The sequence below is a fragment of the Ruegeria profundi genome (genome assembly GCF_020171505.1).
Lineage (GTDB): Bacteria > Pseudomonadota > Alphaproteobacteria > Rhodobacterales > Rhodobacteraceae > Ruegeria > Ruegeria profundi.
In genome coordinates, this window is record NZ_JAIUZS010000011.1 from 1 (window position 1) to 22,988 (window position 22,988).

Consider the following 22,988-nt stretch of genomic DNA (forward strand, 5'->3'; position numbering starts at 1 on the left):
GCTGATCGCCCCGATCGCGATGGAGCAGGGCCTCCGCTTCGCCATCCGCGAAGGCGGCCGCACCGTCGGCGCCGGCGTCGTGTCGAAGATCATCGAGTAATTCGCGCTAGCGAATGATCAGACGGAAAGGGCGTCCTTTTGGGCGCCCTTTCTGTTTGAATTCAATAATCCCAAGACGCGCCAAAAAAGTGTGTCGAAAATCGTCTAGTAAATCGGCTCTGCCGACTGGTGGGCGGCAGTTGCTCTGAAAGAGAAATGAAAGCCCACACCATCGAACGAAAGAAGGCCGCTCCGAAAGGGGTGACCTTTTTTTGTTTGCTTTCCGAATTTGGTAAACCGCTAGGATATTTAAATATTACTTTACTGAATGTCAGTTTTCAGGTGTTGTTCAAAAACATCTTAAAGGAGAAAAAGGTTTTGATACTACGTCTGCAAACTTTCATTAGGCTATGCCATTACGACCAAGTCGAGTTGGCCAGTGCGCTCGATACCATTCTCAATGGTTCGGGGGGTGGCCACAATTTCCATTGGTCTTTAAAAAAAGCTATTCACCGACAAATTGAGGGTGCGAAGGCAAGTGAAATCAAGGAAATCTAGAATACTCCCACTAATGATGCAGAGAAAAAGTACAACAAAGCAGCATTTGAAAATTACCGCGCGAAGTTTGGTTGTACTAAGAATATCGAAGTGGTGGATCAGGAAAGAGTGTTTTCGGTCCCGAATTTTGATCTTCAACTGAAAGTTGACCCTTGGTTCAGGACATTCGAGAAAGGCCAAAGCCATCTGCATTTGGTTTGGGCTACACAAAAACCCAAACTTGAGCAAAGGATCGCAAATATTGGCACTTTAGTTTTGCAACAGTCCTTCAAAGGAACTTCGTTCGGCAATTCAAGATTTTGCATTATGGATCTTGTTAAGCCGAAGCGATACTCAGACAAGACGATATCAGACAAGACAAAACTAGCTTTGGAGCTAGCTTGTCGTTCGATTGAGACTTGCGCTAAGATGGTGTGAGTGCGGAACTGAGGAAGGTTGTGAAAACCCCTTGCCAAACTCCGACAACCCCACTAAGACGCGCTAGTTCTCAATAAGAACGCCAAGGCGGGGTGATTCCCGCCTTTTGGGTTCGATGAGGGTTGGCGATGCGCGTCTGTCCTCCTCTCAACTCCAACGCCTGATAAAAGGCTGTTAATATGCAAAGCCAAAACATCCGTATTCGGCTGAAGGCATTTGACTATCGCGTTCTGGATGCCAGCACGCAGGAGATCGTCAACACTGCCAAGCGGACCGGCGCGAACGTGCGCGGCCCGATCCCGCTGCCGAACAAGATTGAGAAGTTCACGGTTCTCCGTGGCCCTCACGTTGACAAGAAATCCCGCGACCAGTTCGAGATCCGTACGCACAAGCGTCTGCTCGACATCGTTGATCCGACCCCCCAGACCGTTGACGCGCTGATGAAGCTCGACCTCGCTGCTGGTGTGGATGTCGAGATCAAGCTGCAGTCGTAAGATCGGAGGGTATAGATTATGCGCTCTGGTATTATCGCTAAAAAAGTTGGCATGACCCGCCTGTTTATGGAAGACGGCAAGCAGATTCCTGTGACCGTTCTTCACCTGGACAACCTGCAGGTCGTTGCACAGCGCACCGCTGACAAAGACGGCTACACCGCCGTTCAGCTGGGCGCCGGTGCTGCCAAGGCAAAACGCACCTCGAAGGCCATGCGCGGTCACTACGCCGCTGCAAAGGTCGAGCCTAAGCGTAAGCTGGCCGAGTTCCGCGTCTCTGAAGATGGCCTGATTGATGTGGGCGCCGAGATTTCGGCAGAACACTTCCTGGAAGGTCAGAAAGTTGACGTTTCGGGTACCTCGATCGGTAAAGGCTTTGCCGGTGCGATGAAGCGCTGGAACTTCGGTGGTCTGCGCGCCTCGCACGGTGTGTCGATCAGCCACCGTTCGCACGGCTCAACGGGTCAGTGTCAGGACCCGGGCAAGGTGTTCAAAGGCAAGAAGATGGCCGGTCACATGGGTGCTGCCCGTGTAACCACCCAGAACCTGGAGGTTGTCAAAACCGACGCCGACCGTGGTTTGGTCTTCATCAAAGGCGCCGTTCCCGGACCGAAATCGGGCTGGGTTACCGTCAAGGACGCCGTGAAGAAGAAAGCACCGGAAGGCCTGCCTTTCCCGGCTGCTGTGAAATCGGCTGCAACTGAAGCGACCGAAGCTCCTGCGGAAGAAGCTCCCGCGGAAGGTGGTGAAGCATGAAACTTGATGTAATCAAACTGGACGGCGGCAAAGCCGGCAACATCGAGCTGGATGCAGACCTGTTCGGCCTTGAGCCGCGCGCGGACATTCTGCACCGTGTGGTCCGTTGGCAGCGCAACAACGCGCAGGCCGGCACTCACAAGGTCAAGACCCGCTCGGAAACCAGCTACTCGACCAAGAAGATCTATCGCCAGAAGGGCACCGGTGGCGCACGCCATGGTGACCGCAACGCGCCGATCTTCCGCAAGGGTGGTATCTACAAGGGCCCGACCCCTCGTTCGCACGGCCACGACCTGCCGAAGAAGTTCCGCAAGCTTGGCCTGCGCCACGCTCTGTCGGCAAAAGCTAAGGCAGGTGAACTGGTTGTGATCGAGAACGCCGAAGCCGAAGGCAAGACCGCCGCTCTGGCCAAACAGGTTGCAAACCTGGGCTGGAAACGCGCCTTGGTCATCGACGGCGCAACCGTGAACGAAGGTTTCCTGAAAGCGTCCAAGAACATCGAAGGTCTGGATATCCTGCCGTCGATGGGCGCAAACGTCTATGACATCCTCAAGCGTGACACCCTGGTGCTCACCAAAGCGGCTGTCGAAGCACTGGAGGCTCGTCTAAAATGAGCGCGAAGGCAGAACACTACGACGTGATCCGCAAGCCGGTCATCACCGAAAAGTCGACCATGGCGTCCGAAAACGGCGCGGTTGTCTTTGAAGTGGCGATCGACAGCAACAAGCCGCAGATCAAAGAGGCCGTTGAGGCGCTGTTTGGTGTGAAGGTCAAAGCGGTGAACACCACCGTGACCAAAGGCAAGGTGAAGCGGTTCCGCGGCCAGCTGGGTCGTCGGAAGGACGTCAAGAAAGCATATGTGACCCTGGAAGAGGGCAACACCATCGACGTGAGCACCGGTCTTTGATCCGACGCTTACTGCGACTATTTACGGCCTCGGCGGTTCAACCCGCCGGGGCCGATTTCGTTTCAGACCCTGAAACTGTGCGTGCGCAGATTCTGGAGCAGATGCGAGCATTCAGTGCCGAACCCTATTTTCAGATCGCCGATGAGAAGCTGGGTCTGTTGTCGGTTTTCGATGATCTGAAATATGATCGCGCGGATGTGGACATGATTTCTCCGGCGATGCGAAAGCATTTGGTCGGCAAGCTTGGTCCGCTGGGTTTTCACCAGATCTCTGGCACGGTGTTGGAACAGCCGCACGCCGATATGCGCGTCTACATCCCGAAGTTCCACGCGCTCGGCGCGTCGCCTTTTGATATCACGCGATACACCGAGAAACGCCCGCAGGATTACTGCCTGCTGACGCCCACGCAGGTGGCTTGTCAGTACGTGGATCACTATGAGCTGGACGATGCGGTGCAGCGGATTGAGGCGCTGATTGCGAAACACCCGATCAACCTGCTCAAACTGGCGGATTATCTGGAAGGCAAACCCAAACACCGCGCCTTTCGTGAAGTGCTGGGCCATATCAAACTCAAGCAGCGGCTTGCTGTGGAGTCCGAGCCGCTGTGCCGTAGGAGGTCTTTGGGCTGAAGCTTGACCGTCGGAAAGACGTCAAAAAAGCATATGTGACCCTGGAAGAGGGTAACACCATCGACGTGTCTACCGGTTTCTGATCGAACCCGTCTTTGGAGAGAGATAAAGGCCCCCGCGAGAGCGGGGTTTTTTTGTGCAAAGAAGTTGTAGAATTTAGCGTTGCGAAATTTCTGTTGGCGTTCAAAAGAAGTTCTTTCACGTCCGAAAAATAATATAAAAAACAAAATCTTATAAGCCAACTAACGCATTTAAACGCAGACCGGTGAATTTGCATGCTTATCGGCGGTTGGCTTGAGCGGTAGATCTGATTCAAGATATTAATTTTGTTGTATATTATCTACAGTTCAAGAATAGTGCATCTTTCGCGTTAGCGTGGCTTGCATAGGCGTTAATTTGACTTGACGCGACTGTCGTCGCATGGCAAGAACGAAGCCCGAACATCATAAAGGAGCGAAGCATGTCTTCGGATAACGCAAGTTTTGCATTTTCGTTTGCAGACGGAACTCTAAAGATTGAAGGTTCTGAGCTGTTCGTGTCTCAGCAAGTGGAAATCTTCCGTGAGAAAATCATGGAGTCCCTGTCGGGCCTCGATCAGCCTGCAATTGCATTGCCTCAAATTACCGGTCCGCAAACAACGGCTGGCACTAGCGAGGTTTTTGAAGGTGGTGCGCCGTTCCAGTCTGACAACTCTGTTGCCGCACCCAGTACAGGTAATCCTTATCCTCGGGTATTGGATGTATTGGGAGACAAGTTGAAGGTAACGACTTCCGTAAAAGGAAAGAACACGGCAGAGCGCGCCGTCAACCTGATCTTGATCTACTTGTGGGGGAAGGAGCGCCTCCTTGATCAGCCGACTGCAGAGTACAGAGAGCTTCGTGAAATTTGCGAAGAGCACGCTTGTTTGGATTCGAGCAACTTCTCTTCAACTCTGACGTCGAAGAAGAACCTGATTTTGGTGGATGGAAGTAAGGGTTCATCGTCCAAGATTTGTAAACTTACCTATCCGGGTAGAGAGGCGGCCGAGGAAGTTCTGGCTCAGTTGAACGACACCGGAAAATGAGCGCTGTGCTATTTGATACTCTTGAGCAGTCGTCGGACACTGATCTGGCGACTGCTATTACTCGATCTTACGGTGAAATGGAGGAGGCCGTTGCTCTTGCCCAGTGGAAAATGGCTGGCGTTGCTGCAGGCCATTTCGTTGAGGCAGTTCGTCGATTTCTCGAGTTAAGAGTTTTTGGGTCATACACGCCAATTTCTAAATCCCTTTCAGGTTTCAATACCCAAACCTTGGCAAAGCTGGAGAGCGGTTCGGGGGACGACAGCTATCGTTTCCATATTCCGCGCGCTCTGTTTGCTCTATACGGAATGCGGAATAAGAAGGGTTACGGACACCTGTCGCTGGAACTGGCGAGCAAGGTTGACGTTGAGTTCATGGCTGGCACTTGCCGATGGGTCTTGGCGGAATTGGTGCGGATCAATTCTGGAGCCTCAATTGAAGAAACGGACCGGCTTGTTTCTCAAATGACCGAACGCAGAACGCCACTGATTTGGGTCGCCGGGGATGCACATCGCATTTTAGAGACTGACCTGAGTCTTAAGGATTCCAGCCTTTTATTACTTTACCATAAGCGAATGATGAGCGTGGATGATTTGGCCCGCGCGACAGAAGCAAAGCTTGGTTACCTTAAGCGGACTCTGCGAAAATTGCATTCAGAGAGATTGATTGAACTAAACGAAGACACGCTTCAGTGTCAGATTTCACCTTCCGGCTCGAGGGTCGCCGAGGGGCTGCTTCGTAAGCACATGCAATGAGTGGTCATAGGGGGCAGTCGTCTAGGGGCTCTAAATCCATCGAACCCTATAGACACCCACCCCCAACCCTGCTAAACGCTCCCAATCTTGCGGCCTCGGATTCGTTCCGGGGCCTCTGATATTTGTAACCGGGGACCTTCGGGGCCCTATACCCTTGGCACCTACGGGGGCCTATCACATAGCGGGGCAACCCCCTGCACTTGCTAAACGGAAGACAGAAAGCATGGCACTCAAGTCGTACAAGCCGACGACGCCGGGCCAGCGCGGGCTGGTGCTGATCGACCGTTCGGAGCTTTGGAAAGGACGTCCGGTCAAGTCTCTCACTGAGGGTTTGACCAAATCGGGCGGCCGGAACAACACCGGACGGATCACTTCACGCCGCCGCGGCGGTGGCGCAAAGCGTCTCTACCGGATCGTTGACTTCAAACGGAACAAATTTGATGTCGCGGCAACCGTCGAGCGGATCGAATACGACCCGAACCGGACCGCATTCATCGCACTGGTAAAATACGAAGACGGCGAGCAGGCCTACATCCTGGCTCCGCAGCGTCTGGCTGTTGGTGACAAAGTCGTGGCATCCGCCAAGGCCGACATCAAGCCGGGCAACGCAATGCCGTTCTCGGGCATGCCTATCGGTACCATCGTCCACAACATCGAGATGAAGCCTGGCAAAGGCGGTCAGATCGCACGTGCGGCCGGTACTTACGCTCAGTTCGTTGGTCGCGATGGCGGCTACGCTCAGATCCGTCTGAGCTCGGGTGAGCTGCGCATGGTCCGTCAGGAATGCATGGCCACCGTTGGTGCCGTGTCCAACCCCGACAACTCGAACCAGAACCTCGGTAAGGCCGGCCGTATGCGCCACAAGGGCGTGCGTCCGTCGGTTCGTGGTGTTGCAATGAACCCGATCGATCACCCGCACGGTGGTGGTGAAGGTCGTACCTCGGGTGGCCGTACACCGGTTACACCGTGGGGTAAGGACACCAAGGGTAAGCGTACCCGTAACAAGAACAAAGCGTCCCAGAAGCTGATCATCCGCTCGCGGCACGCCAAGAAGAAGGGACGTTAATCTATGTCTCGCTCTGTTTGGAAGGGTCCTTTCGTCGATGCTTACGTGCTGAAAAAAGCCGAAGCAGCGCGCGAGTCGGGCCGTAACGAAGTCATCAAAATCTGGTCGCGCCGTTCCACCATTCTGCCCCAGTTCGTGGGTCTGACCTTTGGTGTGTACAACGGCCAGAAACATATCCCCGTCAACGTCTCGGAAGACATGATCGGTCAGAAGTTCGGTGAATACTCGCCGACCCGGACCTATTATGGCCACGCCGCAGACAAAAAAGCGAAGCGGAAGTAAGTCATGGGCAAGGAAAAGAACCCCCGCCGCGTGGCTGAAAACGAAGCAATGGCGAAAACCCGTATGCTTCGCACCAGCCCGCAGAAACTGAACCTGGTTGCGCAAATGATCCGCGGCAAGAAAGTTGAGAAGGCTCTGACCGACCTGACTTTCAGCAACAAGCGTGTCGCGCAGGACGTTAAGAAGTGCCTGCAGTCCGCAATCGCGAATGCCGAAAACAACCACAACCTGGACGTTGACGAGCTGATCGTCGCCGAAGCCTGGGTTGGCAAGAACCTGGTCATGAAGCGCGGTCGTCCGCGTGCCCGTGGCCGTTTCGGCAAGATCATGAAGCCGTTCTCGGAGATCACCATCAAGGTGCGTCAAGTTGAGGAGCAAGCCTAATGGGTCATAAAGTAAATCCGATCGGCATGCGCCTGCAGGTCAACCGCACCTGGGACAGCCGCTGGTACGCCGACACCAAGGACTACGGTGATCTTCTGCTGGAAGACCTCAAGATCCGTGAGTTCATCAACAAAGAGTGCAAGCAGGCCGGTGTTGCCCGTGTGATCATCGAACGTCCGCACAAGAAGTGCCGCGTTACGATCCACACCGCACGTCCCGGTGTCATCATCGGCAAGAAAGGTGCAGACATCGAAGTTCTGCGTAAAAAGCTTGCTCGCATGACCGACAGCGAACTGCACCTGAACATCGTCGAAGTGCGCAAGCCCGAGCTTGACGCGCAGCTGGTTGCCGAGTCCATCGCTCAGCAGCTGGAACGTCGTGTTTCGTTCCGTCGTGCAATGAAGCGCTCGGTTCAGAACGCCATGCGCATGGGCGCCCTGGGTATCCGGGTGAACGTCGCTGGTCGTCTGGGCGGCGCCGAAATCGCACGGACCGAGTGGTACCGCGAAGGCCGCGTGCCTCTGCACACCCTGCGTGCCGACATCGATTACGCACATGCCGAAGCGATGACCCCCTACGGGATCATCGGGATCAAGGTCTGGATCTTCAAAGGTGAGATCATGGAGCACGATCCGCAGGCACGTGACCGTAAAGCACAGGAACTCCAGGACGGCCCTGCACCTCGTGGTGCTGGTGGCGGTCGTCGCTAAGGAGGGAAAGATATGCTTCAACCAAAGCGTACTAAATTCCGCAAGATGCACAAAGGCCGGATCAAGGGTCTCGCCAAGGGCGGCTCTGATCTGAATTTTGGCACCTACGGCCTGAAAGCTCTTGAGCCTGAGCGTGTAACTGCACGCCAGATCGAAGCTGCACGTCGTGCCATGACGCGTCACATGAAGCGTCAGGGCCGCGTATGGATCCGCATCTTCCCCGACACTCCGGTAACTGCAAAGCCGATCGAAGTTCGTATGGGTAAAGGTAAGGGTTCGGTCGACCGTTGGGCGTGCAAAGTCAAGCCTGGCCGCGTGATGTTCGAAATCGACGGCGTCAATGACGACATCGCCCGCGAGGCCCTGCGCCTGGCCGCGATGAAGCTGCCGATCAAGACCCGCGTCGTGGTCCGCGAAGACTGGTAAGCGAATTGGGGCTTAGGCCTCCATCGTGACAAGATTGACCCCCGCCGGGAAACCGGCGGGGTTTTCTTTTCGGGGGCTCTGCCCCCGCTGCGGCAAGCCGCAACTCCCCCGGGATATTTCGAGCCAAATGAAGCAGGGGCCTTCGTCTTCATCTGGCGAAAAATATCCCGGAGCGCGAGGCAGAGCCTCGCTAAACTCCCTATCGAAATTGCCGGGCGGTTGGTCTAATACGTCTCTATGCCACAGATTGAATCACTCTTCGTAACCCGTCTCTACCGCGCAGCTTTGTCCGAGTTCGATCCGAAGATCGACGCGGGAGAGTTGGAAAGCTCTTGCCTTGTCATCGCTGAGGATGACGAAGCCGGACAGGAATGGTGCGAAGAGAACGGCTATCCCGGCTACACCAGCTACGCCTCGCTGACTGATCTGCCTTGGCGGTTCCCGATCTTTGCCGATCTGGTAGCGGCATTGGACCAGCACGTGGCGGCTTTTGCCAAGGATTTGGAGTTCGATCTGGGTGAGGGCGCGCTGAAGCTGGAGGATATCTGGATCAACATCCTGCCCGAGGGCGGCATGCACTCCAGCCACCTGCACCCCCACAGCGTGATCTCTGGCACGACCTATGTGGCGATGCCCGAAGGGGCGAGCGCGTTGAAGCTTGAAGACCCCCGCTCAGGCCGCATGATGGCAGCACCGACGCGGCTGAAAGGTGGGCGGCGGGATTTGCAGCCGTTCATCTATATGAAGCCTAAAGTGGGGGATGTCCTGCTGTGGGAAAGCTGGCTGCGCCACGAGGTGCCGATGAATATGGTCGAAGACGAGCGGATTTCGGTGAGTTTTAATTATAAGTGGGAATAGCATTTCCGAGCGATCCAAAGATGCTTCAGAGATCGCTCGGGAAAAATGGTAATGGATTGGGCAGTTACATCGCCGTTATTTTTGCTAAACCGGCTCGAATCCCAGATTCAATTGATACCGCATTTTTTTTGTGACTGGCGCTTTGTCTTTTTCATTTGGTTTACGGTTTTGTTTTGGGATTGCTTGAGCGCAAGCATCTCCTTTTCTCGAGGTTCCCCATAATACATTGCCTGCGCCCACAATTCGTAAAGTTCCGGGGACATGTTCTTCTGGGCGATACCCGCCAAGCAGAGGCACTGTTCGACTGACATACCGTTCAAACGGCTGTCAGCATTCGCCTTGTTGCAAACCTTGTCACCGGAAATTGCTTGGGCATGCGCAGTACCTGCAATTAATGCCAGAGCAGTGGCTAAGAGTACATTTTTCATTACGTTACTCACTTTGAAATAACATTTGCGGCACCTAGCTACTTGTGCTGTTTTGGTCGTGCAGGCTATAAGTGAACATAGAGAAAGCAACTCGCGTCCGGCCCAGGCTTCACGAACATTGTGCACCTGCCGAAACTTTCCCTTGCCACCCACCCCCTAAACCCTTATACGGCGGCATCCTGCGGTCTCCCGGCGTTGTCGGGAGATTCGTATGTCTATCATTCATCCACCAGGTCCAAGGTGACCCTGCAAGGGGGCCTTCTGGTGTTTTGAGCAAAGGAAAAAGGCGATGAACGCCCAAGAACTGCGTGACAAGACCCCGGACCAGCTCCGCGAGGAACTGGCCAACCTGAAGAAAGAAAGCTTTAACCTGCGCTTTCAACAGGCAACCGGTCAGCTGGAAAACACTGCTGGTATCAAAGCGGCCCGCCGCAATGCTGCCCGTGTCAAAACCATTCTGAACGAAAAGGCCGCTGCCGCGGCATCCGAGGAGTAATCAGATGCCCAAGCGTATCCTGCAAGGCACCGTGACCAGCGACGCCAATGAACAGACAGTAACCGTATCCGTCGAGCGCCGCTTTACGCATCCGGTTCTGAAGAAAACCATCCGTAAGTCCAAGAAATACCGGGCTCACGATGAAAAGAACGCCTTCAAGGTCGGTGACACAGTCCGCATCATCGAATGCGCACCGAAATCGAAGACGAAACGTTGGGAGGTTCTGGAGGCGTAAGCCACCAGGACTTTTCCATTTGTCGAAACCCTGGGGGACCTAAACAGAACAGCCCCCACAGGTCGGGAGAAACCACATGATCCAGATGCAGACCAATCTGGATGTTGCTGACAACTCCGGCGCACGCCGAGTTCAGTGCATCAAGGTCCTGGGTGGTTCCAAGCGTAAATACGCCTCCGTTGGCGACGTCATTGTCGTCTCGGTGAAGGAAGCCATCCCGCGCGGCCGCGTGAAGAAAGGTGACGTCCGTAAGGCCGTCGTCGTACGCACCGCTAAGGAAGTCCGTCGTGAAGACGGCACCGCGATCCGTTTCGATCGCAACGCTGCCGTCATTCTGAACAACAACAACGAGCCGATCGGTACCCGTATCTTTGGCCCCGTTGTTCGTGAACTGCGCGGCAAGAACTTCATGAAAATCATCTCGCTGGCTCCGGAGGTGCTGTAATCATGGCTGCTAAACTCCGCAAAGGCGACAAGGTCGTCGTGCTGGCCGGTAAGGACAAGGGCAAAGAGGGAACCATTTCCTCGGTCGATCCGAAAGCCGGCAAAGCAGTGGTCGAAGGCATCAACATTGCCATCCGCCACACTCGCCAGTCGCAAACCTCGCAAGGTGGTCGCCTGCCTCAGGCAAACCCGATTGAGCTGTCGAACCTGGCACTGCTGGATAAGAACGGCAAAGCAACCCGGGTTGGCTTCCGCATGGAAGGTGACAAGAAGGTTCGTTTCGCCAAGACCACGGGGGACGTGATCGATGCTTGATACCGCAACCTATACCCCGCGTCTGAAAGCTCAGTACGCCGAAACCATCCGTGCCGCTCTGAAAGAAGAGTTCGGCTACAAGAACGACATGCAGCTGCCCAAGCTGGAGAAAATCGTTCTGAACATCGGGTGTGGTGCCGAAGCCGTCAAGGACTCGAAGAAAGCAAAAGCTGCTGTCGAGGATCTGACTGCGATTGCCGGTCAACAGGCCGTTGCAACCAAGGCGAAGAAGTCGATCGCGGGTTTCCGCGTCCGTGAAGATATGCCGCTGGGCGCGAAAGTGACTCTGCGCGGCGACCGGATGTATGAATTCCTGGATCGTTTGATCACAATCGCGCTGCCGCGCGTTCGTGACTTCCGCGGTGTGAAACCGTCTTTCGATGGTCAGGGCAACTTTGCCATGGGCATGAAAGAGCACATCGTGTTCCCGGAAATCGATTTCGACAAAGTCGATGAGGTCTGGGGCCTGGATATCGTAATTGCCACCACAGCGAAAACCGACGCTGAAGCGAAAAGCCTGTTGAAAGCATTCAACATGCCGTTCAACGCATAAGCGCCGGGAGGATTGAGACATGGCTAAGAAAGCAATGATCGAACGCGAGAAGAAGCGCGAACGCCTGGTGGCCAAATATGCCGCAAAGCGTGCCGAGCTGAAAGAAATCGCGAATGACGAGAGCCGCCCGATGGAAGAGCGTTTCAAGGCGCGTCTGAAACTGGCGAAACTGCCGCGCAACAGCTCGGCTACCCGTCTGCACAACCGTTGTCAGCTGACCGGTCGTCCCCACGCTTACTACCGTAAGCTGAAGGTCAGCCGTATCGCGCTGCGCGAGCTGGGTTCTGCTGGTCAGATCCCCGGCATGGTGAAATCGAGCTGGTAAGGGAGACATAGATATGAATGATCCTATCGGCGATATGCTCACCCGTATCCGCAACGCGCAAATGCGCGGTAAGTCCACCGTTTCCACTCCGGCATCCAAGCTGCGCGGTTGGGTTCTGGACGTGCTGGCGGACGAAGGCTACATCCGTGGCTATGAAAAGACGACCGGTGAAAACGGTCATCCGGCCATCGAAATCAGCCTGAAATACTACGAAGGCACCCCTGTTATTCGTGAGCTGAAGCGGGTCTCAAAACCCGGTCGTCGCGTTTACATGGGCGTCAATGACATCCCGCAGGTCCGTCAGGGTCTGGGTGTGTCGATTGTCAGCACTCCGAAAGGTGTGATGTCGGACGCAAACGCTCGCTCCAACAATGTTGGCGGCGAAGTGCTCTGCACCGTCTTCTAAGGAGGTCTGCAATGTCTCGTATTGGTAAAAAACCGGTCGAGCTGCCCAGCGGCGTTACCGCCTCTGTGTCCGGCCAGACCATCGAAGTCAAAGGTCCGAAGGGCACCCGCAGCTTCACCGCGACCGACGACGTAACGCTGTCGGTTGAAGACAATGTCGTGCAGATCAACCCCCGTGGCATGTCCAAGCGGGCGCGCCAGCAGTGGGGCATGAGCCGCACCATGGTTGCCAATCTGATTGAAGGCGTGACCAACGGCTTCAAAAAAGAACTGGAGATCCAGGGTGTTGGTTACCGGGCTCAGATGCAGGGCAACACCCTGAAGCTGAACCTGGGCTACAGCCACGATGTTGATTTCGTTGCTCCGGAAGGTGTCACAATCACCGCACCGAAGCAGACCGAAGTTGTTGTGGAAGGTATCGACCAGCAGCTGGTTGGCGAAGTTGCGGCCAAGATCCGCGACTGGCGCCGTCCCGAGCCGTACAAAGGCAAGGGTATCCGCTATAAAGGCGAGTTCATCTTCCGCAAGGAAGGCAAGAAGAAGTAAGGACGAACACAATGGCAAACAGCAAAAGAACCCTGTTTCTGAAGCGCCGCCTGCGCGTTCGGAACAAACTTCGCAAGGTCAACGCGGGTCGTCCGCGTCTGTCCGTGCATCGCTCGAACAAGAACATCTCTGTTCAGTTGATCGACGATGTGCGTGGCGTGACCCTGGCTTCGGCGTCGAGCCTGGAAAAGGACTTGGGCGTAGTTGGCAAAAACAACATCGAAGCGGCCACCAAAGTGGGCGCGGCCATCGCCGAACGTGCAAAGAAGGCAGGCGTCGAAGAGGCCTATTTCGATCGCGGCGGCTTCCTGTTCCACGGCAAGGTGAAGGCTCTGGCCGACGCTGCGCGTGACGGTGGTCTGAAGATCTAAGACCTGCGGGCGGGTTTCGATCCGCCCCGATGATCCGGGGGCCTCGGCAGCAGTCGAGGCTCACTTGGATTGAAGAAACGGCGCCGTATGCGCCAGATGAGAAAAGGGATGCCAAATGGCAGAACGTGAAAACCGTCGGGGCCGTGGCCGCGACCGTGAAGAAACACCGGAATTTGCAGATCGCCTGGTCGCAATCAACCGCGTGTCGAAGACCGTAAAAGGTGGTAAGCGCTTTGGCTTCGCCGCTCTGGTGGTTGTCGGCGATCAGAAGGGCCGCGTCGGCTTTGGCAAAGGTAAAGCGAAAGAAGTACCTGAGGCCATCCGCAAGGCAACTGAACAAGCCAAGCGTCAGATGATCCGCGTGCAACTGCGCGAAGGTCGTACCCTGCACCACGACATGACAGGCCGTCACGGTGCCGGTAAAGTGGTTATGCGCACCGCGCCTGAAGGTACCGGTATCATCGCCGGTGGTCCGATGCGTGCCGTGTTCGAAATGCTGGGCGTCAAGGACGTTGTGTCCAAATCGCTAGGTTCGCAGAACCCGTACAACATGATCCGCGCCACCATCAACGGCCTGCAGAAAGAGCAGAGCCCGCGTTCGGTTGCAGCACGTCGTGGTAAAAAGGTTGCAGACATCCTGCCCAAGCGGGACGAAGCGCCTGCCGCCGACGCGCCTGCTGAAGCTGAAGCGTAAGGAGAGCACGTCATGGCAAAAACAATCGTCGTCAAGCAGATCGGTTCTCCGATCCGTCGCCCCGCTGAACAGCGCGCGACCCTGATCGGTCTGGGTTTGAACAAGATGCACAAGACCCGTGAGCTGGAAGACACCCCTTCGGTTCGCGGCATGGTCAACAAGATCCCGCATCTGGTTGAGATCATCGAAGAGCGCGGCTAAGCGCCAACCTCTCGAAGCAAAAGAAACGCCTCCGATCCGTTCGGGGGCGTTTTTTGTTTGCAGCACGTCAGTCACCGCGTTGAACAGGACCCGAGGACGCCACTTTTCAACCGGGTGCCCGGGATCAATTGAGGTGCATATCGTCGGATTGAAAATATCACGCTGGCCATTCCCTTAGTGCATAGCGGCTAGACCGAAACTTCGGTTGCTGGCGGTATCTGGCACGCTTATCTGACCGCTGTCCCCATAAAGGAACAGAAATAACCCGGAGAATACGCTCCGGTCAGGAAAGGACTCTCTAATGGCATATACAGCAACATCCTCTGGTCGCGGTTTCAGCGTGGCTGCCAGTCTCAGCAAATTCGTTGCGCAGGTGAGGAAATCGTTTGCGCTGCGTGCGGAGTACAGCCGCACATACTCTGAGCTGCAGGGTCTGACAGATCGCGAGTTGAACGATATCGGTGTACGTCGCTGCGACATAAAGGACATCGCGCGCGATCATACGTTCTGCTCGTAAATTGCGAACTCGGCCGTTTATCCAGAGGCGCCATTTGGCGTCTCTTTTGGTTTTTGGACATGCACGCCTGACACAATAAGTCGGATTTCCCACTCGCGCTGTTGAAACAGCAGGCATTATCGGTCAAGTGAGGATAGGTCGGTTGAGACGGGATATTTAGGATGTGTCAGGAAAGGGCGTCATGTGCGGGAATATCAAATCGGGATGCTGTGGATCGGCGGCGCGCTGAGTTTTCTCGAACAACTCTGCATTAAATCCTTTCTGGATGTAGGGCAGCACGTGCGCTTGTACGTCTATGGTCCGGTTGCCAATATTCCCGATAGGGTAGAAGTTCGCGACGCGCGTGAGATTCTGCCGGACAACGAAGTCATCCTGCATCAACGCACCGGTAGCCCAGCACTACACTCGGACAAATTTCGCGTACAGATGCTGGCGCAAGAAGACGATATTATCTGGGCGGATACCGATGCTTATTGCGTTAGGCCTTTCACAACCGAAAACGGCCATCTTCATGGTTGGCTTGCCCCACACGAAATCAATGGTGGGGTTCTGGCACTACCGAAAGACAGCCCGACCTTGTACGACTTGATAGACTGCACTAACGATCCCTATCGTATTCCCCATTGGCTTCCACCCAAACACCGCGTGCCCTTAATCCGGGATGCGCTTGCCGGACAACGCAAGCACGCCAGTGAAATGCCATGGGGAATATGGGGGCCGCGCGCTCTGACATGGTTGCTGCAACAGAATAAGGAAGCGCGGTTTTCGCAGCCGCAAGAGGTTCTCTACCCAGTTGGTTACAAGGATCGACGCGCCATGGTAAGGCCATCAGGGCGGGCAGAGCGTTTCTTGACGGACAATACCATGTCGATTCACTTCTATGGGAGGCGCATGCGCGCATTCATCCGCAGCAGGTACGACGGCATCCCGCACCCTGAAAGCTTGGTCGGAAAGCTGGTGGAAAAGCACGGGATTGATCCGCATGCGGCACCGATTCAGCGTTTGAAGAGAGCTGAAGAAGAAGCCCCGCAGGACGAGAGTTAAACGCCGGGATACCCGCGGGCTTGCCAAGAGAGGGCAACGGGCTTATACGCCTCCGGTGGACTTTGGTCCCAAAGAATCGAAACCAAGAAATGCCGTGGTTGACCCATTACGCTTCGGGGTCATATCCGGCTTAGGAGAAGCGATATGAAACTGCATGAATTGCGCGACAATCCCGGCGCCGCACCGAAACGGACACGCGTTGGCCGTGGTCCCGGCTCGGGCAAGGGTAAAATGGGTGGCCGTGGTATCAAAGGCCAGAAATCCCGTTCGGGTGTGGCTATCAACGGCTATGAAGGCGGTCAGATGCCGCTGTATCAGCGTCTGCCCAAGCGTGGCTTCAACAAGCCCAACCGCAAGGCATTCGCCGTTATCAACCTTGGCCTGATCCAGAAATTCGTCGACGCCGGCAAGCTGGATGCGTCAGCTGCGATCACTGAAGACGCGTTGGTTGCGTCTGGTCTGGTCCGCCGCAAACTGGATGGTGTCCGCGTTCTGGCCAAGGGTGAAATCAGTGCAAAACTGAACCTGGAAGTGACAGGTGCTTCGAAAGCTGCTGTTGAGGCGGTTGAGAAAGCGGGCGGTTCACTGACGGTCACAAAAGCCGCTGCGGCAGAGTAAGCGCTTGTGAGCGGGGCAAGACCCGCTTACATAGACGTCAGAGTTTTCCCAAACGCCGCCCGAGCCGGAAAACGGTTTCGGGCGGCGTTTCCATAAGAGAGACCGATTCATGGTATCAGCAGCAGAACAAATGGCAGCCAATACAAGCTGGTCTGCCCTGGGAAAAGCCACCGATCTGCGCAACCGCATCCTGTTCACGCTGGGTTTGTTGATCGTCTATCGCCTGGGCACCTTTATTCCGGTGCCTGGGATTGACGGTCAGGCCCTGCGTGAGTTTATGGAGCAGGCGGGGCAGGGCATCGGCGGCATGGTTTCGATGTTCACCGGCGGGGCGCTGGGGCGGATGGGTATTTTTGCCCTCGGTATCATGCCCTACATTTCTGCCTCGATCATCGTGCAACTGCTGACCTCGATGGTTCCCGCGCTCGAACAACTCAAGAAAGAGGGCGAACAGGGCCGCAAGAAAATCAATCAGTACACTCGTTTTGGTACCGTGGCATTGGCGACCGTGCAGTCTTATGGTTTGGCCGTTTCGTTGGAATCGGGTGATCTTGCGACGGATCCGGGCCTGTTTTTCCGGATGTCGACCATGATCACTCTGGTCGGAGGCACGATGTTCCTGATGTGGCTGGGCGAACAGATCACTGCGCGCGGCATTGGTAACGGTATCTCTCTGATCATTTTTGTCGGCATCATTGCGGAAGTTCCGGCTGCTTTGGCGCAGTTCTTTGCGTCTGGTCGGTCTGGTGCGATCAGCCCCGCCGTGATCGTTGGCGTGATCTTGATGGTCATTGCCGTGATCACTTTTGTGGTGTTCATGGAACGGGCATTGCGAAAGATTCACATTCAGTATCCGCGCCGACAGGCCGGTATGAAAGTGTATGAAGGCGGCTCAAGCCATCTGCCGGTCAAAGTGAACCCGGCAGGCGTGATCCCGGCGATTTTTGCGAGTTCGCTTCTGCTGTTGCCGGTTACGATCTCGACCTTCTCGTCCGGCGCGACCAGTGGTCCGGTGATGTCGTGGCTGTTGGCGAACTTTGGCCCCGGACAGCCGCTGTATCTGTTGTTCTTTGCCACAATGATCGTTTTCTTCGCCTACTTCTACACGTTCAACGTGTCGTTCAAGCCCGACGATGTGGCGGATAACCTGAAAAAACAGAACGGCTTTGTACCGGGTATCCGTCCTGGCAAGAAGACCGCCGAGTATCTGGAATACGTCGTGAACCGCGTGCTGGTGCTGGGTTCGGCCTATCTGGCGGCCGTTTGTCTGTTGCCTGAAATCCTTCGGAACCAGTTTGCGATCCCGTTCTATTTCGGCGGCACCTCGGTTCTGATTATCGTCTCTGTGACCATGGATACGATCCAACAGGTTCAGAGCCACCTGCTGGCGCATCAATACGAAGGGCTGATTGAAAAGTCTCAACTGCGCGGCAAGGGTAAGAAACGCGGCAGGAAGGGACCCGCTCGTCGATGAATATCATTCTCCTTGGCCCCCCGGGCGCCGGTAAAGGGACGCAAGCGCGCCACCTCGTTGAAACACGCGGCATGGTACAGTTGAGCACCGGCGACATGTTGCGTGAGGCTAAGACCTCGGGCACCGAGATGGGCCAGAAGGTTGCGGCGATCATGGACGCAGGCAAGCTTGTCACCGATGAAATCGTGATCGGCCTGATCGAAGAAAAGCTGACATCGGAAACCGGCGCTGGCTTTATCTTTGATGGGTTCCCGCGCACCTTGGCACAAGCTGACGCGCTAGCGGCGTTGCTGGCGAAAGTGGGTCAGTCGCTACATACCGTGATTGAGATGCGCGTTGACGACGAGGCGCTGGTTAAGCGTATCACGGCGCGCTCGACCTGTGGCGGATGTGGTGAAGTCTACAACGACATCACCAAGCCAATTCCGGCTGATGGTAAATGCACCAACTGCGGTAAGGAAAATGACTTTCGGCGTCGCGCAGATGACAACGAAGACAGCCTGCGTACACGTTTGATGGAATATTACAAAAAGACCTCGCCGTTGATTGGGTATTACTATGCCAAAGGCGATCTGCGTCCGGTAAATGGACTGGCCGGCATCGAAGAAGTCACCGCCTCAATCGAGGCGATTTTGGGCTGACTGCGTGTTGGGGCTTGACGGCCCCTTCAAAAGTACATATCGACCCACATCCCTATGGGAATCATGTTTGCGTGCGGGATTCGTCCGGCGCGCTTTAACGACCTCGTACAAATGCTGGACCCTCTGGCCTCACTGCCACGGTCAAGTGTTGTGAAAAAAGGTTCTGGAGCTACGGAACCGCAACAAAAAGGAAAGTGACACGTGGCACGTATTGCCGGCGTAAACATCCCGACTGCCAAACGGGTACCTATCGCCCTCACATATATCACCGGTATCGGCAACACCTCGGCCAAAGCGATTTGCGAAGCCGTGGGCATTGAAGCGTCTCGTCGCGTCAATGAACTGTCGGATGCCGAAGTTCTGGCCATCCGCGAGCACATCGACGCCAACTACACCGTCGAAGGTGACCTGCGTCGCGAAGTTCAGATGAACGTAAAGCGCCTGATGGACCTGGGCTGCTATCGCGGTCTGCGTCACCGCCGCAACCTGCCGGTTCGCGGTCAGCGTACCCACACCAACGCACGTACCCGCAAAGGCCCTGCAAAGGCCATTGCCGGTAAGAAGAAATAAGGGAGGGTCTGACTGATGGCACGTGACAAGACACGCGTTAAGCGTAAAGAGCGTAAGAACATCGCATCGGGCGTTGCCCATGTGAACTCGACCTTCAACAACACCAAGATCCTGATCTCGGACGTGCAGGGCAACGCGATCTCGTGGTCGTCCGCTGGCACCATGGGTTTCAAGGGGTCGCGGAAGTCGACGCCCTACGCCGCTCAGATGGCTGCAGAAGACGCAGGCAAGAAAGCGCAGGAACATGGCGTCAAGACGTTGGAAGTCGAAGTTCAGGGCCCCGGTTCGGGTCGCGAATCGGCACTGCGCGCGCTGGCTGCCGTAGGCTTCAACATCACGTCGATCCGCGACGTGACGCCGATGGCCCATAACGGCTGCCGTCCGCCTAAGCGCCGCCGCGTGTAAGGAATTTTGAATTGAGCTGGGGCTGTGTTTTTGCACGGCCCCTGCACGTCATTTTAAACCTCGGGCGTCTGCACCTTGTTGGTCATGGGGCGCGGACAGGAATGGAGGGATTACATGATCCACAAGAATTGGGCAGAATTGATCAAGCCGACCCAGCTGGAAGGCAAGCCAGGCAATGATCCTGCGCGCCAGGCAACCTTGGTTGCCGAACCGCTGGAGCGTGGCTTTGGTCTGACTCTGGGCAACGCGCTGCGCCGTGTTTTGATGAGCTCGCTACAGGGTGCGGCCATCACCAGCGTTCAGATCGATAACGTATTGCACGAGTTCTCTTCGGTCGCAGGCGTTCGTGAAGACGTCACCGACATCATCCTGAACCTCAAGCAGGTTGCGCTGCGCATGGAAGTCGAAGGCCCCAAGCGCCTGTCGATCAATGCAAAGGGTCCCGCAGTTGTCACCGCGGGCGACATCAGCGAAAGCGCCGGTATCGAGGTTCTGAACCGCGATCACGTCATCTGCCACCTGGACGATGGCGCTGATCTGTTCATGGAGCTGACCGTCAATACTGGCAAGGGTTATGTCTCGGCCGAGAAGAACAAGCCCGAAGATGCGCCCATCGGCCTGATCCCGATCGACGCAATCTATTCGCCGGTCAAAAAGGTTGCTTATGACGTTCAGCCGACCCGTGAAGGTCAGGTTCTGGACTATGACAAGCTGACCTTGAAGATTGATACCGATGGTTCGATCACGCCTGAGGACGCGCTGGCGTTTGCCGCTCGCATCCTGCAGGACCAGCTGTCCATCTTCGTCAACTTCGACGAACCGGAATCGGCTGGTCGCCAGGACGAAGACGATGGTCTGGAATTCAACCCGCTGCTGCTGAAGAAAGTGGACGAACTGGAACTGTCGGTCCGTTCGGCAAACTGCCTGAAGAACGACAACATCGTCTACATCGGAGACCTGATCCAGAAGACCGAAGCCGAGATGCTGCGCACTCCGAACTTCGGCCGCAAGTCGCTGAACGAGATCAAGGAAGTGCTGTCCGGTATGGGTCTGCACCTCGGCATGGATGTCGAGGATTGGCCGCCGGACAACATCGAAGATCTGGCGAAGAAATTCGAAGACGCGTTCTAAGCGCGTCTTCCCCAATGCCCGGCCCGAATTGGGACTATCCGGGGACTGTATGGGCACTTCCGCCCCAAGGAGAGCCGGTGACACGCATCGCCGGCCAGACAAAGCAAAACGCGAAAGAAGGAATTAGAAAATGCGTCACGCACGTGGTTACCGCCGCCTGAACCGTACTCATGAGCACCGTAAGGCTCTGTTTGCAAACATGGCCGGCTCGCTCATCGAACATGAGCAAATCAAAACAACTCTGCCCAAGGCAAAAGAACTGCGCCCGATCATCGAAAAGCTGGTCACCCTTGGCAAGCGCGGCGACCTGCACGCCCGCCGTCAGGCCGCGGCACAGCTTAAGGAAGACAAAGACGTCGCCAAGCTGTTCGAAGTTCTGGGTCCCCGCTATGCCGAACGTAAGGGTGGTTACGTCCGCATCATGAAAGCTGGCTTCCGCTATGGCGACATGGCTCCGATGGCGATCATCGAATTTGTTGATCGTGACGTCGACGCCAAAGGCGCGGCTGATAAAGCCCGAGTTGCCGCCGAAGAGGCCGCAGACGAAGAATAAGAAAGCCGAAGCTTTCCAGATCAGGCCCCGCGTTTCCAACGCGGGGCTTTTTCTTTTCCGCGGAGAAGGACGCATGTTTGATCGATACATCCCGTCGTAAGCGACTGTGTTGTGGACTAGCGTCTTCTTTCAAATGTTATGTCGACCGGACCCCTGACACCACCAAACCTCATAGTCTGATGGTGCTAAAAAAAACACACACGGCCAACATTGCCGCTGTGTCGAACGCCCTCCCTATGCTTGCATTACGTTTCGCGGACGCGCATATCCATCACAACTCTGTAGGTTGAGGTCACTATGTTCCGCACGACACTTATCGCTTTCTTGTTTGCCTGCGCTTCCATGGCGTCTGCTGACACCCGTGTTCCGCAATCGCAGGCCGAAATCAGCATAGGATTTGCGCCGGTGGTCAAACAGGCGTCGCCGGCGGTCGTCAACATCTATGCCAAGATTGTCAGGAGGGGCCGGGCGAACCCCTTCTTCTCGGACCCGTTTTTTGAAGATTTCTTTGGCGGGGGTTTTGGCGAGCCGCGCCCGCGGGTTCAGAATTCGCTTGGATCGGGTGTGATCCTGTCCGCCGATGGCTACGTGGTGTCCAATTACCACGTGGTAGGATCAGCCACCGAGATTCGCGTGGTGACGACAGATCGCAGAGAGTATTCGGCGCAAGTGGTGCTGGGGGATAAGGAAAGCGATATCGCCATTCTCAGGTTGGACGGGGCCAAAGACCTGCCATTCCTGCAACTGCGCGACTCGGACCATGTTGAGGTGGGTGAACTGGCGCTGGCCATTGGCAACCCGTTTGGGGTTGGGCAGACTGTATCGTCCGGTATCATTTCAGGACTTGCCCGAACAGGCGCAGCCACGGGGAATGCGCGCGGCTACTTTATTCAGACTGATGCGGCCATTAATCCGGGAAACTCCGGCGGGGCCTTGATCGACGTGAACGGCGACCTGATTGGAATCAATACCGCTATCCTGACACGTTCTGGTGGCTCTAACGGGATCGGTTTTGCCATTCCGGCGAACCTGGTGGCAGAGTTTCTGCGACAAGCGCAGCAGGGCAATGACAGTTTCGTCAGCCCATGGGCTGGGATGGCCGGCCAGCACATGAGTGCTGATATCGCGGAATCATTAGGTCTGGTTATGCCGCAGGGCGTGGTAATTTCCGACCTTCATCCGCTTAGCCCTTTGGCTGATGCGGGTCTGCAGGTGGGTGACGTAGTTACCCATGTAGACGGGGATGAGGTGAACTCGCCCGCCGAGATGAAGTTTCGAATGTCCGTGGCAGGGGTTGGTGGCACCTCGGTCGTGACCCGTCTGCGCGGTGATGAACAAGCCGATGTTGAGGTTGCCTTGATCAAAGCACCTGAGACCCCACCAGCTGAGGAAACCGCGCTGGATGATCGGACAGTGATGCCGGGCCTGACGGTCGCGCGCATCAATCCGGCGGTGATTGCCCAGATGGGGCTGCTTTTGTCGCAGACCGGCGTTGTTGTGGTGGATGCTGGCCGCTATGGCGGCCGGTCGGGCCTACGTGTGGGTGATGTGATCAGCAGTATCAACGGCGTACAAGTTGAAAGCCCCCGCGATGTGGTGGATGCGCTGACCAACCCCGGTCGTCGGTTGGTCTTTGATCTTCTGCGCGGGGGCCGTTCCGTTTCCCTGCGGTTCCGGCTGTAGA

At 55.8% G+C, this 22,988-nt stretch carries 37 protein-coding genes and 1 pseudogene; 37 read left to right on the top strand and 1 reads right to left on the bottom strand.

All coding sequences use genetic code 11. The annotated features are described in order from the left end of the window. The 16 genes and pseudogenes from LCM21_RS19565 to LCM21_RS19640 all read left to right on the top strand — a co-directional run. Nucleotides 1–100: EF-Tu C-terminal domain-related protein (locus LCM21_RS19565; RefSeq protein WP_216602326.1), on the top strand; the 100-nt coding region annotated here is incomplete at its 5' end. 155 nt (nt 101–255) lie between these two features. Continuing rightward, complete coding sequence (locus LCM21_RS19570; RefSeq protein WP_224892093.1) at nt 256–597, top strand: hypothetical protein; 342 nt, start codon at nt 256–258, stop codon at nt 595–597. Between the two features lie 596 nt (nt 598–1,193). After that, nucleotides 1,194–1,508, top strand: coding sequence for a 30S ribosomal protein S10 (gene rpsJ, locus LCM21_RS19575; RefSeq protein ID WP_008756422.1), 315 nt, complete (start codon nt 1,194–1,196; stop codon nt 1,506–1,508). An 18-nt stretch (nt 1,509–1,526) separates the two neighbouring features. Then, nucleotides 1,527–2,261 carry a 50S ribosomal protein L3 gene (gene rplC, locus LCM21_RS19580; protein WP_068340789.1) on the top strand — a complete coding sequence of 245 codons (735 nt, stop codon included), beginning with the start codon at nt 1,527–1,529 and terminating at the stop codon, nt 2,259–2,261. Continuing rightward, the gene (gene rplD, locus LCM21_RS19585) at nt 2,258–2,875 is read left to right on the top strand and encodes a 50S ribosomal protein L4 (RefSeq protein WP_170694153.1); all 618 of its coding nucleotides are present in this window, start codon (nt 2,258–2,260) and stop codon (nt 2,873–2,875) included. The genes rplC and rplD overlap by 4 nt, the downstream gene beginning before the upstream one ends. Beyond that, on the top strand, nt 2,872–3,168 hold the full coding sequence (locus tag LCM21_RS19590) for a 50S ribosomal protein L23 (protein ID WP_010437040.1): 297 nt from the start codon (nt 2,872–2,874) through the stop codon (nt 3,166–3,168). Before rplD ends, LCM21_RS19590 begins: the two co-directional genes overlap by 4 nt. Further along, nucleotides 3,165–3,797, top strand: coding sequence for a hypothetical protein (locus tag LCM21_RS19595; protein WP_224892094.1), 633 nt, complete (start codon nt 3,165–3,167; stop codon nt 3,795–3,797). The genes LCM21_RS19590 and LCM21_RS19595 overlap by 4 nt, the downstream gene beginning before the upstream one ends. Continuing rightward, a pseudogene (locus LCM21_RS19600) lies at nt 3,797–3,880 on the top strand (50S ribosomal protein L23); the annotation flags it as partial. The gene LCM21_RS19595 and the pseudogene LCM21_RS19600, both read left to right, overlap by 1 nt. A 377-nt stretch (nt 3,881–4,257) precedes the next feature. Further along, nucleotides 4,258–4,860 (top strand): hypothetical protein, encoded by a 603-nt coding sequence (locus LCM21_RS19605; RefSeq protein WP_224892095.1) that lies wholly within the window; start codon nt 4,258–4,260, stop codon nt 4,858–4,860. Beyond that, a complete protein-coding gene (locus tag LCM21_RS19610) occupies nt 4,857–5,612 on the top strand; it encodes a hypothetical protein (RefSeq protein WP_224892096.1) in 756 nt (251 codons plus the stop codon). Before LCM21_RS19605 ends, LCM21_RS19610 begins: the two co-directional genes overlap by 4 nt. Before the next feature lie 223 nt (nt 5,613–5,835). Further along, complete coding sequence (rplB, locus tag LCM21_RS19615) at nt 5,836–6,678, top strand: 50S ribosomal protein L2 (RefSeq protein WP_008757664.1); 843 nt, start codon at nt 5,836–5,838, stop codon at nt 6,676–6,678. 3 nt (nt 6,679–6,681) lie between these two features. Further along, the gene (gene rpsS, locus LCM21_RS19620; RefSeq protein ID WP_005980699.1) at nt 6,682–6,960 is read left to right on the top strand and encodes a 30S ribosomal protein S19; all 279 of its coding nucleotides are present in this window, start codon (nt 6,682–6,684) and stop codon (nt 6,958–6,960) included. A 3-nt stretch (nt 6,961–6,963) separates the two neighbouring features. Continuing rightward, complete coding sequence (gene rplV / locus LCM21_RS19625; protein WP_039538267.1) at nt 6,964–7,344, top strand: 50S ribosomal protein L22; 381 nt, start codon at nt 6,964–6,966, stop codon at nt 7,342–7,344. Beyond that, entirely contained in the window at nt 7,344–8,054 is a 711-nt protein-coding gene (gene rpsC / locus LCM21_RS19630) for a 30S ribosomal protein S3 (protein ID WP_008758042.1), read from the top strand. The genes rplV and rpsC overlap by 1 nt, the downstream gene beginning before the upstream one ends. Nucleotides 8,055–8,066: 12 nt before the next feature. Beyond that, on the top strand, nt 8,067–8,480 hold the full coding sequence (rplP, locus tag LCM21_RS19635) for a 50S ribosomal protein L16 (RefSeq protein WP_058283513.1): 414 nt from the start codon (nt 8,067–8,069) through the stop codon (nt 8,478–8,480). A 237-nt stretch (nt 8,481–8,717) separates the two neighbouring features. Further along, nucleotides 8,718–9,338 (top strand): 2OG-Fe(II) oxygenase family protein, encoded by a 621-nt coding sequence (locus tag LCM21_RS19640; protein ID WP_224892097.1) that lies wholly within the window; start codon nt 8,718–8,720, stop codon nt 9,336–9,338. A 107-nt stretch (nt 9,339–9,445) separates the two neighbouring features. On the opposite strand, the gene LCM21_RS19645 is transcribed toward LCM21_RS19640, so the two are convergent. After that, nucleotides 9,446–9,766, bottom strand: coding sequence for a hypothetical protein (locus LCM21_RS19645; protein WP_224892098.1), 321 nt, complete (start codon nt 9,764–9,766; stop codon nt 9,446–9,448). A 289-nt stretch (nt 9,767–10,055) separates the two neighbouring features. Between LCM21_RS19645 and rpmC the strand changes: the two genes are divergently transcribed. The 21 genes from rpmC to LCM21_RS19750 all read left to right on the top strand — a co-directional run bounded on the left by rpmC (nt 10,056) and on the right by LCM21_RS19750 (nt 22,987). After that, a complete protein-coding gene (gene rpmC, locus LCM21_RS19650; RefSeq protein WP_010437082.1) occupies nt 10,056–10,262 on the top strand; it encodes a 50S ribosomal protein L29 in 207 nt (68 codons plus the stop codon). A 4-nt stretch (nt 10,263–10,266) separates the two neighbouring features. Beyond that, entirely contained in the window at nt 10,267–10,497 is a 231-nt protein-coding gene (gene rpsQ / locus LCM21_RS19655) for a 30S ribosomal protein S17 (RefSeq protein ID WP_068340771.1), read from the top strand. A gap of 76 nt (nt 10,498–10,573) precedes the next feature. Next, nucleotides 10,574–10,942 carry a 50S ribosomal protein L14 gene (gene rplN / locus LCM21_RS19660; protein ID WP_068340767.1) on the top strand — a complete coding sequence of 123 codons (369 nt, stop codon included), beginning with the start codon at nt 10,574–10,576 and terminating at the stop codon, nt 10,940–10,942. A 2-nt stretch (nt 10,943–10,944) separates the two neighbouring features. Beyond that, the gene (gene rplX, locus LCM21_RS19665) at nt 10,945–11,256 is read left to right on the top strand and encodes a 50S ribosomal protein L24 (protein WP_068340764.1); all 312 of its coding nucleotides are present in this window, start codon (nt 10,945–10,947) and stop codon (nt 11,254–11,256) included. Then, nucleotides 11,249–11,809 (top strand): 50S ribosomal protein L5, encoded by a 561-nt coding sequence (rplE, locus tag LCM21_RS19670; protein WP_224892099.1) that lies wholly within the window; start codon nt 11,249–11,251, stop codon nt 11,807–11,809. The genes rplX and rplE overlap by 8 nt, the downstream gene beginning before the upstream one ends. A 19-nt stretch (nt 11,810–11,828) precedes the next feature. After that, the gene (gene rpsN / locus LCM21_RS19675; RefSeq protein WP_068340744.1) at nt 11,829–12,134 is read left to right on the top strand and encodes a 30S ribosomal protein S14; all 306 of its coding nucleotides are present in this window, start codon (nt 11,829–11,831) and stop codon (nt 12,132–12,134) included. 13 nt (nt 12,135–12,147) lie between these two features. Then, nucleotides 12,148–12,540, top strand: a complete 393-nt coding sequence (rpsH, locus tag LCM21_RS19680) for a 30S ribosomal protein S8 (protein ID WP_068340741.1) — start codon at nt 12,148–12,150, stop codon at nt 12,538–12,540. A gap of 11 nt (nt 12,541–12,551) precedes the next feature. Beyond that, a complete protein-coding gene (rplF, locus tag LCM21_RS19685; RefSeq protein WP_068340739.1) occupies nt 12,552–13,085 on the top strand; it encodes a 50S ribosomal protein L6 in 534 nt (177 codons plus the stop codon). 11 nt (nt 13,086–13,096) lie between these two features. Beyond that, a complete protein-coding gene (rplR, locus tag LCM21_RS19690) occupies nt 13,097–13,456 on the top strand; it encodes a 50S ribosomal protein L18 (protein ID WP_068340737.1) in 360 nt (119 codons plus the stop codon). A gap of 115 nt (nt 13,457–13,571) precedes the next feature. Continuing rightward, nucleotides 13,572–14,150 (top strand): 30S ribosomal protein S5, encoded by a 579-nt coding sequence (gene rpsE, locus LCM21_RS19695; protein WP_068340735.1) that lies wholly within the window; start codon nt 13,572–13,574, stop codon nt 14,148–14,150. 12 nt (nt 14,151–14,162) lie between these two features. Further along, on the top strand, nt 14,163–14,351 hold the full coding sequence (rpmD, locus tag LCM21_RS19700; RefSeq protein ID WP_008757946.1) for a 50S ribosomal protein L30: 189 nt from the start codon (nt 14,163–14,165) through the stop codon (nt 14,349–14,351). A 301-nt stretch (nt 14,352–14,652) separates the two neighbouring features. Then, nucleotides 14,653–14,868, top strand: a complete 216-nt coding sequence (locus LCM21_RS19705) for a DUF1127 domain-containing protein (RefSeq protein ID WP_068340734.1) — start codon at nt 14,653–14,655, stop codon at nt 14,866–14,868. A 183-nt stretch (nt 14,869–15,051) separates the two neighbouring features. Continuing rightward, nucleotides 15,052–15,912: a hypothetical protein gene (locus tag LCM21_RS19710; RefSeq protein ID WP_224892100.1), complete on the top strand. Its 861-nt coding sequence runs from the start codon at nt 15,052–15,054 to the stop codon at nt 15,910–15,912. Nucleotides 15,913–16,056: 144 nt separating this feature from the next. Then, a complete protein-coding gene (gene rplO / locus LCM21_RS19715) occupies nt 16,057–16,530 on the top strand; it encodes a 50S ribosomal protein L15 (protein ID WP_068340729.1) in 474 nt (157 codons plus the stop codon). Nucleotides 16,531–16,639: 109 nt separating this feature from the next. Beyond that, nucleotides 16,640–18,004 (top strand): preprotein translocase subunit SecY, encoded by a 1,365-nt coding sequence (secY, locus tag LCM21_RS19720; RefSeq protein WP_224892101.1) that lies wholly within the window; start codon nt 16,640–16,642, stop codon nt 18,002–18,004. Beyond that, nucleotides 18,001–18,645: an adenylate kinase gene (locus LCM21_RS19725; RefSeq protein WP_224892102.1), complete on the top strand. Its 645-nt coding sequence runs from the start codon at nt 18,001–18,003 to the stop codon at nt 18,643–18,645. Before secY ends, LCM21_RS19725 begins: the two co-directional genes overlap by 4 nt. A gap of 201 nt (nt 18,646–18,846) precedes the next feature. Continuing rightward, a complete protein-coding gene (gene rpsM, locus LCM21_RS19730) occupies nt 18,847–19,215 on the top strand; it encodes a 30S ribosomal protein S13 (RefSeq protein WP_068340723.1) in 369 nt (122 codons plus the stop codon). A 15-nt stretch (nt 19,216–19,230) separates the two neighbouring features. After that, nucleotides 19,231–19,620, top strand: coding sequence for a 30S ribosomal protein S11 (gene rpsK / locus LCM21_RS19735; protein WP_068340720.1), 390 nt, complete (start codon nt 19,231–19,233; stop codon nt 19,618–19,620). 114 nt (nt 19,621–19,734) lie between these two features. Further along, the gene (locus tag LCM21_RS19740) at nt 19,735–20,751 is read left to right on the top strand and encodes a DNA-directed RNA polymerase subunit alpha (RefSeq protein ID WP_068340717.1); all 1,017 of its coding nucleotides are present in this window, start codon (nt 19,735–19,737) and stop codon (nt 20,749–20,751) included. A 130-nt stretch (nt 20,752–20,881) separates the two neighbouring features. Beyond that, the gene (rplQ, locus tag LCM21_RS19745) at nt 20,882–21,304 is read left to right on the top strand and encodes a 50S ribosomal protein L17 (RefSeq protein WP_224892103.1); all 423 of its coding nucleotides are present in this window, start codon (nt 20,882–20,884) and stop codon (nt 21,302–21,304) included. Nucleotides 21,305–21,601: 297 nt separating this feature from the next. Further along, nucleotides 21,602–22,987, top strand: a complete 1,386-nt coding sequence (locus LCM21_RS19750; protein ID WP_224892104.1) for a trypsin-like peptidase domain-containing protein — start codon at nt 21,602–21,604, stop codon at nt 22,985–22,987. The last annotated feature ends 1 nt before the right edge of the window (nt 22,988 follow it).